Annotated in this window: 11 protein-coding genes and 2 tRNA genes; 6 read left to right on the forward strand and 7 right to left on the reverse strand. The window is 33.9% G+C overall.

The window, feature by feature from the left end; genetic code table 11:
• Positions 1-113 precede the first annotated feature (113 nt).
• Positions 114-1,874, reverse strand: a complete 1,761-nt coding sequence (gene sppA, locus ACNH59_RS07630) for a signal peptide peptidase SppA (protein ID WP_418264818.1) — start codon at positions 1,872-1,874, stop codon at positions 114-116.
• Between the two features lie 131 nt (positions 1,875-2,005).
• On the opposite strand from sppA, the gene folK reads away from it, so the two are divergent.
• Complete coding sequence (gene folK / locus ACNH59_RS07635) at positions 2,006-2,515, forward strand: 2-amino-4-hydroxy-6-hydroxymethyldihydropteridine diphosphokinase (protein ID WP_418264819.1); 510 nt, start codon at positions 2,006-2,008, stop codon at positions 2,513-2,515.
• Positions 2,516-2,633: 118 nt separating this feature from the next.
• Here the strand turns inward: folK and ACNH59_RS07640 are convergent, their stop codons facing one another.
• Both ACNH59_RS07640 and ACNH59_RS07645 read right to left on the reverse strand, forming a co-directional pair.
• Positions 2,634-3,173 (reverse strand): RNA methyltransferase, encoded by a 540-nt coding sequence (locus ACNH59_RS07640; RefSeq protein WP_418264820.1) that lies wholly within the window; start codon positions 3,171-3,173, stop codon positions 2,634-2,636.
• Between the two features lie 139 nt (positions 3,174-3,312).
• A complete protein-coding gene (locus tag ACNH59_RS07645) occupies positions 3,313-3,768 on the reverse strand; it encodes a DUF1573 domain-containing protein (protein ID WP_418264821.1) in 456 nt (151 codons plus the stop codon).
• A gap of 165 nt (positions 3,769-3,933) precedes the next feature.
• Between ACNH59_RS07645 and mutS the strand changes: the two genes are divergently transcribed.
• From mutS to ACNH59_RS07665, 4 genes are all read left to right on the forward strand, one after another.
• Positions 3,934-6,540, forward strand: coding sequence for a DNA mismatch repair protein MutS (gene mutS / locus ACNH59_RS07650; protein ID WP_418264822.1), 2,607 nt, complete (start codon positions 3,934-3,936; stop codon positions 6,538-6,540).
• A 145-nt stretch (positions 6,541-6,685) separates the two neighbouring features.
• Positions 6,686-6,758: transfer RNA gene (locus ACNH59_RS07655), tRNA-Gly, on the forward strand.
• A 115-nt stretch (positions 6,759-6,873) separates the two neighbouring features.
• A tRNA-Leu gene (locus tag ACNH59_RS07660) sits at positions 6,874-6,959 on the forward strand.
• A gap of 115 nt (positions 6,960-7,074) precedes the next feature.
• Positions 7,075-7,422: a DUF1508 domain-containing protein gene (locus ACNH59_RS07665; protein WP_418264823.1), complete on the forward strand. Its 348-nt coding sequence runs from the start codon at positions 7,075-7,077 to the stop codon at positions 7,420-7,422.
• Between the two features lie 115 nt (positions 7,423-7,537).
• On the opposite strand, the gene ACNH59_RS07670 is transcribed toward ACNH59_RS07665, so the two are convergent.
• Together ACNH59_RS07670 and ACNH59_RS07675 are read right to left on the reverse strand one after the other, a co-directional pair.
• Positions 7,538-7,732 carry a hypothetical protein gene (locus ACNH59_RS07670; protein ID WP_418264824.1) on the reverse strand — a complete coding sequence of 65 codons (195 nt, stop codon included), beginning with the start codon at positions 7,730-7,732 and terminating at the stop codon, positions 7,538-7,540.
• A gap of 294 nt (positions 7,733-8,026) precedes the next feature.
• Positions 8,027-9,277, reverse strand: coding sequence for a 3-deoxy-D-manno-octulosonic acid transferase (locus ACNH59_RS07675; protein ID WP_418264825.1), 1,251 nt, complete (start codon positions 9,275-9,277; stop codon positions 8,027-8,029).
• Between the two features lie 152 nt (positions 9,278-9,429).
• Between ACNH59_RS07675 and ACNH59_RS07680 the strand changes: the two genes are divergently transcribed.
• The gene (locus ACNH59_RS07680) at positions 9,430-10,560 is read left to right on the forward strand and encodes a DegT/DnrJ/EryC1/StrS family aminotransferase (protein WP_418264826.1); all 1,131 of its coding nucleotides are present in this window, start codon (positions 9,430-9,432) and stop codon (positions 10,558-10,560) included.
• Positions 10,561-10,620: 60 nt separating this feature from the next.
• Here ACNH59_RS07680 and ACNH59_RS07685 read toward each other — a convergent pair whose 3' ends face one another.
• Both ACNH59_RS07685 and ACNH59_RS07690 read right to left on the reverse strand, forming a co-directional pair.
• The gene (locus tag ACNH59_RS07685) at positions 10,621-11,700 is read right to left on the reverse strand and encodes a T9SS type A sorting domain-containing protein (RefSeq protein WP_418264827.1); all 1,080 of its coding nucleotides are present in this window, start codon (positions 11,698-11,700) and stop codon (positions 10,621-10,623) included.
• A 6-nt stretch (positions 11,701-11,706) separates the two neighbouring features.
• Positions 11,707-12,591, reverse strand: a complete 885-nt coding sequence (locus tag ACNH59_RS07690) for an alpha/beta hydrolase fold domain-containing protein (RefSeq protein ID WP_418264828.1) — start codon at positions 12,589-12,591, stop codon at positions 11,707-11,709.
• Between the last annotated feature and the right edge of the window lie 53 nt (positions 12,592-12,644).

Here is a 12,644-nt window from a genome sequence, read left to right on the forward strand (position 1 = left end):
AAGTATCAAAAATGTTGCCGTTATTGAATTATAAATTTACGATTTTAAGATCTTATGGAAAATTGTCTGTGTAAAAAAAATCCGTTTTAGTTAAAAACGGATTTATAAGGTTTTTATTCAATAGTAATTTCGTAAGGCATTATAGCTTGTATACCTTTGCGATTCTGAAGCCTTTTGATTTGTTGAATAATTTTATAATTCTCTGTTCCGATTTCCTCTTTAATAAAGGCAGCTTTGGACTGTCCAAATGGAATTTTACTTAAAATATCGTCAAAACTTTTTTCGAATTCAGGAAAGTTTTTTGTGGAATAGTCCTCTGTTTTTGCCAGCTTAGCAGCGGCTTTAATAGCATCATTTAAATTGCCAATTTTGTCGACTAAACCAATTTTTAAGGCTTGGGTTCCAGTCCAAACTCGACCCTGCGCTACTGCATCTACTTCTGCAAAAGTCATTTTTCGTCCTTGTGCTACATGGGTTACGAAGGTTTTGTAAATATGTTCCACATTTTCGATGGTTACAGCTTTAAATGTTTCGTTTATAGGGACAAATGGACTGTACTCAGAAGCATTTTCGTGGGTTTTAACTTGCTCGACATCTATTCCTATTTTTGTAGATAATTGATGAAAATTAGGTAGAATTCCGAAAACACCAATTGAACCTGTGATGGTGTTTTTTTCTGCAAAAATTTGGTTGGCATTACAAGCGATATAATAACCACCCGAAGCGGCGTAATTCCCCATAGAAACTATAACGGGTTTGACTTTTTTAGTCAGTTCAATTTCCCTCCAAATTAAATCAGAAGTTAAGGCGTTTCCTCCGGGGCTATCAATTCGTAAAACAATTGCTTTGATTTTTTTGTCTTTTCGAGCTTCTTGTAAAGAGCGGTTCATTGATAACTCTCCAATAGTATTTACGTCTCCTTCACCAGATTGTATTTCGCCTTGAGCATAAATAACAGCAATTTGATTGTTTTTCTCTTCAAATTCTTTATCGAGATTTACTTTTTTGGTATAATTTATAATTGAAATGGAATTGTAGTCCTCGTCTTTTTTGACTTTTAAAGTTTTCTTTAAAGCATCATGATACTCGTCCTCATAGCCAATTTTATCTATTAACTTGTTTTCTTTGGCTAGAATTGGTGTTCTTGCTAAGAGGTTATTGGCAATTTCATTCAGTTTAGTTATGGGAATGTTTCGGCTTTTGGAAATATCTGAAACTATTGTGTTCCATACTGATGATAATAATTCGGTGATTTGTTCTCTATTGGCCTCACTCATTTTGTTGTCTAGAAATGGCTCAACAGCACTTTTGTATTTTCCATGACGAATCACTTCCATTTTGACGCCTGTTTTTTCCTGTAAATCTTTGAAAAATAAGATTTCAGATGATAGTCCTTTGAAGTTCATTTCTCCCACAGGATTGAGATAAATGGTATTGGCGACCGAATTTAAATAATATTCTTTTTGAGAATAGGTATTGGAGTAGGCCATGATGAATTTCCCGGATTTTTTAAAATCCTCCAAAGCATCACGTAAGCTTTTGCTTTGTGCTATTCCTAGTGAAGAATTGTTGTTTAAAATGGAAATCCCTTTGATGTCATTGTCTGTCTTGGCAGCTTCAATGGCGTCAATGATATCGGTTAATCCTATTTCATTATTGTCGGAAAAAAAAGTCATCAAAGGGTCTTTGTACTTTCCTCCATAATCGTTTTCAATGTCTGTTAAATTTAATTCGATTACCGAGTTTTTCTTCACAGTAGTTAGATCCGAATCACCACCAAAAAGTACAGAAATAAATACAATTCCGAAAAGGAATAATAAGCAAAAAACAAATAGTCCCACAATGGTGGCTAATACATTTCCAAGAAATTTCATAGTCTAGTTTTTTATAAGAAATCAGAATATTATACAATGATACAGAATGCCTAACTTACTTTATGCAAATATATTCTTAATTCTAAAATTGTTTTAGTTAATTTGGGGTTAATTAATAGATATGTCTAGAAATGAATTTAGAACAAAAAGTTATTTTGTCCTTAGGAACCAATCAAGGAGATAAATTAGGGAATATATTGTTTTGTATTCAATTGATTAAAGAGCAAATAGGAGAAGTAACTCAGGTTTCTAAATTGTATGAAACGCCGTCATGGGGGTTTGAAAGTGATGCTTTTTATAATTGCGCTTTAGAGGTTGCAACGATTCAAAGTCCATTGGAAGTTTTGAAAAAAGCCTTGTCCATAGAACAAGAAATGGGTCGTGTACGTCAGCAACAAATAGGGTATCAATCTCGTATTATTGATATTGATTTAATTTTTTATGGGGAGCAAGTAATTCATACAGAAGAACTTCAAATTCCACATCCTTTGATGCAAGACAGAAAATTTGTTTTAATGCCTATTTTAGATTTGAATATCCAATGGAAACATCCTGTTTTGAATAAAACTATAGAAAGTTTAGTCGGAAATTGTAAAGATTCAAGTGAATGTTTAGTAGTGCAAGACATTGATTTTGTATAATTGCTACAATATGCAAATTCTCAAATTTAGCTAATCATAATTTTAAAGTTTTAGAATAATTCCAAAGAATATTGGTTGTTAAGGTGTGATCTGTGTAAAATTGAGAAATAGATGTTTCTTATGAATTTAGGTGCTTTAGTTTTTGAAACAAATCCCAAACCACAATTCCTGCACTGACAGAGATATTCAAAGAATGTTTGGTTCCTAATTGAGGAATTTCGATACAACCATCACAAAGGACCACTGCTTCTTGAGAAACTCCAAAAACTTCATTTCCAAAAACCAAAGCGTATTTCTGGTTTTTTTCTACTTGGAAATCCTGTAAAAAAGTTGCGCTTTCTACTTGTTCAATGGCAAGGGTAGTGATGTTTTTCTTTTTCAAATTTGAAATTACCTCTAGTACGTTTTCGTGGTGTTCCCAATCAACAGTTTCAGTTGCGCCTAGAGCAGTTTTATGAATTTCTTTATTAGGTGGAGTGGCGGTGATGCCGCACAAATATATTTTTTCAATCAAAAAAGCATCAGACGTTCTAAATACTGAACCAATGTTATGTAAACTACGGATGTCGTCCAAGACTATTATAAGAGGTGTTTTTTCTGAATTCTTAAAGTCTTTAATGGATTTTCGTTCTAGTTCACTGTTTTCTAGCTTCCTCATTTTTTTTATTTTTAATGCCGCAAAGGCACGAAGGCGCAAAATTAATTATTCTTTTTTAAACTCTTACGAATTACAACGGTAGAGTTTGGGTAAAAAAAAAGCTTCCAATTAGGAAGCTTTTATAAAATATGTGGTAAAATTAGCTTTTTTTATTGTCATCAGCTAATACCGTACCTTTTATCGTTAAAGTTTTTGTAGGTTGACCTTCTGCGTTAGAAGTAACAGTTACCGTTTTTGTAAATGGACCTACTCTGTCAGTAGCATATTTTACACCAATAACTCCTTTTGCACCTGGAGCAATAGGTTCTTTAGGTGTAGTAGGTACTGTACATCCGCATGAACCTTGAGTATTAGTGATGATTAACGGTTTAGTTCCATTGTTTGTAAAAACAAATTGACGGTTACCATCAGAGTTGTGTGCGATTGTTCCATAATCAATAGTTTCATTTTCAAAAACCATTCCTGCGCCTTCTACTTTTGGTAGTTTTGTTGTAGTGGTTTTATTAACTAATTTTAATTTCTTTGAAGTTTCTTGAGCATTAGAATTGGTAATTCCAAATACAGTCAGCAAGGCTAGTAAAATTATTTTTTTCATTTTTTCCTATTTTTAAATTTATAAACAAATCTAAAGAAAAAATCATGCCATTTCCCTAAAATTTACTTAAATGTGAAGTTTATTTTTTCAACTATTTACATTTTCGCATTAAAATCTATAAATTCGCTCCTATTTCCAATTAATCACAAATCAAACAATTATATTTTGGCAACTAAAGATAAAGTAGTAAAAGAAACTCCGTTAATGAAGCAATACAATGAAATCAAAAGGAAGTATCCTGATGCTTGTTTGTTGTTTAGAGTAGGAGATTTTTATGAAACTTTTGGTGAAGATGCAATTCGGGCCTCCAAGATTTTGGGAATTACACTTACCAAGCGTGGTGCGGGTTCTGATAGTGAAACAGCGCTTGCAGGTTTTCCGCATCATTCTATAAATACCTATTTGCCAAAATTAGTCAAAGCAGGTTTGCGTGTGGCAATTTGTGATCAACTCGAAGATCCTAAAATGACCAAAACCATTGTGAAGCGTGGAGTGACTGAATTGGTAACTCCGGGGGTTTCGATGAATGACGAGGTGTTGAGTTCTAAATCGAATAATTTCTTGGCTTCGGTTTATTTTGCTAAAAAAAATATTGGGGTTTCTTTTTTGGATGTGTCTACGGGAGAGTTTTTGACTGCTCAAGGAAATGGAGAATATATTGATAAATTGTTGCAGAATTTTAGTCCATCTGAGATTTTGGTACCAAAAAACAATAAGAATGATTTTAAAGAACAATTTGGAAGCGATTTTCATTGTTTTTATTTGGAAGATTGGTTGTACAAAGAAGATTATGCTTTTGAAACCTTGACTAAGCACTTTCAAACGGTTTCCCTGAAAGGATTTGGTTTAGAAGAATTACAAGAGGGAATAATTGCCTCGGGGGCTATTTTGTATTATTTGTCGGAGACACAGCATAATAAAGTACAGCACATCACCTCAATTCAACGCATTGCTGAAGATGCTTATGTGTGGATGGATCGTTTTACCATTCGAAATCTTGAATTATATCATAGTTACAATCCAAATGCAGTGACTTTATTAAATGTGATGGACAGAACGCTTTCGCCAATGGGTGGGCGTTTATTGAAACGTTGGTTAGCATTACCGTTAAAGGATGCCAATAAAATTAAAAGTCGCCATCAAGTAGTAGTATATTTGACCGAAAACCAAGAAGTTTTACAAAAGATGCAGTACCAAATCAAGCAAATTTCAGATTTGGAGCGTTTGATTTCGAAAATTGCAGCGGGCAAGGTTTCACCTCGTGAAGTGATTTATTTGAAAGAATCATTAGACGCTATTATTCCAATGAAAGTCTTAGCGTTAGAAAGTCCACAAGAAGCAGTGAAAGTGATTGGGGATAGTTTGCATAGTTGTGAGTTACTCCGCGAAAAAATAAAAAAGACTTTAAATCAAGATGCGCCGGTTGCAATTTCGAAAGGAAATGCGATTGCTAAAGGAGTAAGTGCTGAATTGGACGAACTGCGTGCCATTTCGACTTCGGGTAAAGAGTTTTTAGAAGGGATTGAAGTCCGAGAATCAGAACGAACAGGAATTACATCTTTGAAAATATCCTTCAATAACGTATTTGGGTATTATATTGAAGTTCGAAATACGCACAAAGACAAAGTGCCTTCGGAGTGGATTAGAAAGCAAACTTTAGTGAATGCTGAAAGATACATTACAGAAGAATTAAAAGAATACGAAAGCAAAATTTTAGGTGCTGAAGAAAAGATTCAGAAAATTGAATCGGATTTATTTGAGCAATTAGTCGCTTGGATAACTACTTATATAAAACCAGTGCAGTTGAATGCTAATTTGGTGGCACAATTGGATTGCCTGTGTTCGTTTACGCAATTAGCAGTAGAGAATAAATACGTTTGTCCACAAATAGATGAAAGTTTTGAGCTTGAAATTCAAAACGGTCGTCATCCCGTGATTGAAAAACAACTACCAGTGGGGACTCCTTATATTGCTAATGATGTTTATTTAGACAGAGAAACACAGCAATTGATTATGATAACAGGTCCTAATATGTCTGGTAAGTCAGCAATATTGAGACAAACGGCATTGATTGTATTGTTGGCTCAAATGGGAAGTTTTGTTCCTGCTGATAGCGTTAGAATGGGAATTGTAGATAAAATATTCACAAGAGTAGGAGCAAGCGACAATATCTCGATGGGGGAGTCTACTTTTATGGTCGAAATGAATGAAACCGCTTCAATTTTGAATAACCTTTCAGATAGAAGTTTAGTGTTGCTTGATGAAATTGGTCGTGGGACTAGTACTTATGATGGAATTTCAATTGCTTGGGCAATAGCGGAATATTTGCACGAGCATCCTACGAAGCCTAAAACGCTTTTTGCAACCCATTATCATGAGTTGAATGAGATGAATGAATTACTGCCTCGTATTCAAAATTTTAATGTTTCTGTAAAAGAGTTAAAGGATACCGTTTTATTTATTCGAAAATTAGTAAAAGGAGGAAGTGCACATAGTTTTGGGATTCATGTGGCTAAGATGGCTGGGATGCCTCAAATTGTGATTCAAAAAGCACAAAAACTGTTGAAAAAATTAGAAAAAGATCATTCGGGCGATGCGTTGAATGGAATTAAATCAGAAAAAGAGGAAATGCAAATGAGCTTTTTTAACCTTGATGATCCTTTGCTAGAGGAGATAAAAGAGGAAATATTAAGTTTAGATATTAATTCGGTTACCCCTGTTGAAGCTTTGATGAAGCTAAATGAGTTAAAAAGAATGTTGACTCGAAAATAATTTCGTTTTTAAAGTTTAGGTTATCAGAAGGTTATAAAATAATTTAAAAAAATATTCAAAAAGCGCTTGTTTAACTCAATAAAAGTCTTAAATTTGCATCCGCAATACAGAACAAGTATCGCGGTTCTTTTTAAGGATTGAAAATGCGAAAATAGCTCAGTTGGTAGAGCGCGACCTTGCCAAGGTCGAGGTCGCGGGTTCGAGCCCCGTTTTTCGCTCAAAGCGTTAAAAGCTCGAAAGAATTATGTAAATTGTTCTTTTTAATATAATGCTCTGATGGTGAGTCATTGATTAATTTTGATAAAAATTAAAACCATCAAAAAAGTCTATTACGCTCGGATGGTGAAATTGGTAGACACGCTGGACTTAAAATCCAGTGAACAGCAATGTTCGTGCGGGTTCAAGTCCCGCTCTGAGTACTAAAGCCTCTTCTTTTGAAGAGGCTTTTTTTTGTTTATAACTCAGAAGGTTTTTGTGTGTTTGTTTTTGATAAAGATTGTATTTTTATTTTTTATAGTAATTTGAAGTTTTAATATGGGGTCTTTTGTTATTAGCAAGCGTTTTAGTGGGGATTATAAGTTTGAATATACTTCGAGAAAAGGGAAGCCTATTTTTACGAGTAAGACTTATGAATTGCGAATGGATTGTGAGGCTGATGCGGAATTATTGCGTTCCGAGTTTGGAGCTTGTTCTTTCTTGAAATATAAAACGGCTAAGGGTAAGTTTTATTTCAAAGTGGTGCTGAATGATGTTTTGATGGCAGTTAGTCGTAAATATAGTACCGTATTGATGGCGGAAAAAGGGATTAGCGAAATTGTAAAATACGGTTCTAAAGCGGAGATATTGGACTTTGCTGCTAGTGAAGTGATTTTTGAAGATTAGCTGCTTTTTTAAATAAAGTAAAATGTCTTGATGTGTATGTTAAGACTTTTTTTGTTTTAGGGTATAAAAAAAGCCATCACGAAGATGGCTTTGATTTTTTTAGAATAAATTCTGATTAGTGAGCAGCAGGAGCTTCAGCTTCAACAGCAGCAGAATCAACAGCTACAGCAGCAGTATCAACAGCTACAGTATCAACAGCAACAGCAGTTGAATCAACAGCTACAACTTCTTCAGCAGCAGCGTCAGCTTTTTTACAAGATACAACAGTTAAAACAGCAACTACAGCTAAACTTAAAAATACTTTTTTCATCTTACTTTAATATAAAAGGTTAATTATTAATTCGAGGCAAAGATATAAAATTTTTGATATGTAAAATATTTTTTCAATTTTTTTTTAAAAATATTATTTGTTTTGTGTTTTTTGAACTTAATTTTTATGCTAAAAGGCTTTATTTTAGTGGTTAAGCGGTTATTTGTCTTGGTTTTATTAGTTCTTTGTTGAGAATAATAATTTTGGTTTTTGTAGGATATTAGGATAGGTTTTGCTTGGTTTTTTTGTTGAATTAAAACGGAGCATCTCTAATTGTTTTAGTTTTTAAATGGCCTATGTTGTAAATCTTTGTTGTTTTGAAATTGTATCTAGAATAAGTGTAGTGGCTCCTTTGTTATTTGCTATAAATTTACTGCAAATGACGCCTTTTTCTTTGCGTATTGAATGATTGGTAATCAATTCATCGAAAATGGATTTTAACTCGTTTTTATTATTGATAGATATGCATCCTTTTATGGTAACTAGAGCAGTAGCTTCTGCAAAATGGGAATAGTTATGTCCAATTACTATAGGTACGCCAAAGGTGGCGGGTTCTAGAATATTGTGTACACCAGGATTTCCAAAGCCTCCTCCTACGTAGGCTATGTCAGCATAGCTATATATTTTAGTTAGGATTCCAACAGTGTCAATAATAAAAACATCATAATCTTGTAATGATTTGTCTTTCATGTCCGAATAGAGAACTGTTTTTTTGTTGATGCTGTTTTTTAAATGTTGAATTTGTTCAGGCTTGATGTTATGAGGGGCTATTATGAATTTTGCCTTTTGTTTTGTCGTATTGATGTATTGTGACAATAATTCTTCGTCTTTAGGCCAAGAACTACCTATGACGATAGTTGTTGTGTCATTTTTAAATGTGGCGATAAATGGAAGACTGTTGTCTTTCTCTAAAATGGTTGCGACTCTGTCAAAACGGGTGTCGCCAGAAACTAACACATTATTTTTGCCTAAGTTTTGAACTAATAGTTTGGAGGCTTCGTTTTGAACAAAAAAATAGGTAAAACTATCTAGTGCTTTTCTGTAAAATCCCGCATACCATTTGAAAAATAGTTGATTTTGTCTAAAAATACCTGAAATTAAATAGGTTGGGATCTGGTGTTTTTTTAGTTCTGTTAAGTAGTTAATCCAGAATTCATATTTGATAAAAAATGCCATTTCGGGATGTGCTAAGGAAATGAATTTTTTAGCATTGGATACACTATCTAATGGTAGGTATAAGGTAACGTCTGCAACTGTATTGTTTTTACGTACCTCGTATCCTGAAGGAGAGAAAAAGCTGAGTATTATTTTGTGAGTTGGAAATTGTTCTTTGATTTTTTCAATAACCGGCAGTCCTTGCTCGTATTCTCCTAAAGAGGCGGCATGGAACCATATTGTTTTGTCTGTAGGATTGATTTTTTGGGCTAGGGTGTCAAATACAGTTTTTCTTCCTGATACAAATAGTTTGATTTTAGGATTGAATGTAGCGATAATGCTCAAAAAAAAGTGACTAATTGAAATGATGGTATTATAGAGAAAATGCATTCGAATGTTTTTTGGGGCTAAAATACATTTTCTTTGGTTTAAAATCATTGGTTTGAAATCAATAATACCTATTTTTGTTTCCGTTTTATGAAAGTCTAGCGGTTTTTTTGATCTCAAATAAAGGCTCCTTTCTAATTATAAATTATAGTGTGATGAAGAAAATTCAAATGGTTGACCTAAAAAGTCAATATGATAAAATTGCAGCAACGGTAAATGCTTCTATTCAAGAAGTTTTAGATACTAATACTTATATTAATGGTCCTCAAGTACATCAATTTCAAAAATCATTGGAAGATTATTTGGGGGTAAAACATGTCATTCCTTGTGCCAATGGTACTGATGCACTGCAAATTGCCATGATGGGGTTAGGATTGCAGCCAGGTGATGAAGTTATTACTGCTGATTTTACATTTGCGGCTACTGTAGAGGTAATTGCTTTGTTGCAATTGACTCCTGTTTTGGTAGATGTGGATATGCATAACATGAATATTTCTATCGAAAGAATTAAACAGGCCATTACGCCAAAGACAAAGGCTATTGTTCCAGTTCATTTATTTGGTCGCGCAGCCAATATGGATGCGATTATGGAATTGGCAGCAGCACACGATTTATTTGTAATTGAAGACAATGCACAAGCTATTGGAGCTGATTTTGTTTCAACTTCTGGTGCTAAAAACAAAGTAGGGACTATTGGTCATGTGGGAGCCACTTCTTTTTTTCCATCTAAAAATTTAGGTTGTTATGGAGATGGAGGTGCTATTTTTACGAATGATGATGCTTTGGCACATACTATTCGTGGAATTGTAAATCACGGAATGTATGAGCGTTACCATCATGATGTAGTGGGAGTGAATTCTCGTTTGGATAGTATTCAAGCGGCTGTTTTAAACGCAAAATTGCCATTGTTAAATGAGTACAATCATGCTCGTCGTGAAGCAGCGGCCAAATACAATACAGCTTTGTCTGGGCATACTAAAATTGTCACTCCTTCATTTGAAAATGATCAAAATAATCATGTTTTTCATCAATATGTATTGCGAATTATCAACGCGGATAGAGATGGTCTGATGAAGCATTTATTAGACAAAGGAATTCCATGTGCTATTTATTATCCAATTCCGTTGCATTCTCAAAAAGCATATTTGGATTCAAGATACAAAGAAGAAGATTTTCCTGTAACCAATCAGTTGGTTACAGAAGTAATCGCCTTGCCAATGCATACTGAGTTGGAGGATGAGCAAATTCAGTTTATAACAGATAGCGTTTTGGAATTTTTGAAATAAAAAATCAAAATAAACAAAGAAAAGGCCTCGTGAATAATTGATTTATTTCCGAGGCTTTTTCTATTTCTTTAGGAATTGAATTGTTTTGGCTATTTTATTTTCGTGGTATAATTGAATAAAATAGTTTCCAGTCTTTAGATGGGAAACATCTATGTTGTTTGTTTTTATTTTTTCAGAGGTTATTGTTTTTCCACTAGTATCAATGATTTTATAATGTTTAAATGAATTGACAATTGTTTCAGTAAATGATAAGTTGTTCTCAACAGGATTAGGAAATACAGTGAGACTTTTTAGTGTATTCTCAAATCCATTGACACTTAAAACCGATAATTCTTCAATACTAAAATCTGAAAAGCGAATACTTTCATCACGCAAATCTGCAGGTGTGGCTATACTTCTGTAAATGCCCCATTTTGGGCGAATAAAACTGTTGTCTGGACGAATCGTTGCAATGTTGTTATTGGTGTAAGAGAGTATCACTGCATTATCGCTTATTTTTTTTATAATGATAGCATAGGTTCCGTTTGGGCCAATTGTTATGGTTTCGGTTGCTTCAACCCAATTGCCTTCAAATAAAGATAAATTCACTATGACTTTCTTATCGGTACCCGAGAATTCATCCTTTACATATATCAATTCTAATTTATTAGGTGTTCCTTTTCTTGGTGTTAAAGTGAATATGGGGTCTGCATCATCTCCATCAACTGCTTTTATTTGGTGAATATGGGTAAACGTTGATGAAGGTTGGAAGCCAATAGGAATTTTAAAACGCCATTTATACCTTACAATTTCTCCCAAAGTTCCTTTTAAGTTAGCAGGAGAGGAAGCATAGGTCTTGATTTCATTTCGTTGTCGGTCTGTTTTTAGAGTGGAAATATCATTGTCAGGGGTTAGATGAATAAAAAAATCAAATACAAATTTGTTTAACTCGGAATCAAAAACTTCCGTGATATGACGGCCAAAATCATTGTGAATAATATCTGGCGTTTCAATGACATTGTATCCTGGAGCCAAAACACTATTGATTAATTCATAAGTATTTCCAGGTCCATCTGCATTAAGAACTGTTTGTCCATAGGTGAAAATTGAACAAGTCAGCAAATAGGTAACAACAAACAAATTATTTTTTTTGGTTCTCAATTTATATTAATTTAAAAGATTGATTTCAGTCAAAAACTGAATCATGACTTTGTTAATTTCGTCATTTTTTTCTTTTTCAAATTTTCCATGTGCGCCACCTGGTACAGTAATGAATTGTGATTTTACCCCTGCTTCTTGAAATTTTTGATATAAGTCAACCGATTGCTGATATGGAACCGTTGGGTCGGCATCTCCATGAACAATAAAAGTGGGAGGACTGTTTTTATTTACATAAAATATAGGAGAAACTGATTGAATGAATTTTTTATCGGATACTTTGTCGCCTAACCATTGCAAGGCCGATTTGCTTTTGAGTTTGCCAAAAGACCAATCAGATACATCAGTAATTCCGTATTTGTCGATGATAGCCGCTACTTTTACATTTTCAATTCCTTTGCAGTTGGTGTCAAATCGAGAGTCATTAGCAAGTAATCCGCCCATTAATGCTAAATGTCCTCCAGCGCTACCGCCCATGATAACAATTTTGTCTGGATCGATGTTAAGTTCTTTGGCGTGTTGAATCAAATATATAAGCATGCATCGAGTATCTTCGACTGCGGCTGGTGCTGTAGCTTGCTGAGATAAACGGTATTCCATATTGGCAACAGCAAAACCTGCTTTGAAAAAAGTGTTATAGCCTGTTTGAGATTCTTTTACCCCTTTGTTCCAGCCTCCTCCATGAATGTTAATAACAATTGGAGTAGGTTTGCTGGCATTAGCATTGTAGTATAAATCAGCTCTACCTTCCCAGTTTCCTACTTTTGTATAAATTACGTCAATCTGTGATGTATATCCTTTTGGAAATTCAACAGCTTTGTAAGTTGGTGTTTCTTGTGCTTCGGAGTTTATTGTGCATAAGAACCAAGCGATTAGAAGGATGTAATTTTTCATTTTCGTTTTTTTTGGATAACCAAATTGGATAACCAAATATAGCCTTTTTTTAT

It is taken from the genome of Flavobacterium faecale (genome assembly GCF_048320115.1).
In the GTDB taxonomy this organism is placed as follows: domain Bacteria; phylum Bacteroidota; class Bacteroidia; order Flavobacteriales; family Flavobacteriaceae; genus Flavobacterium; species Flavobacterium faecale_A.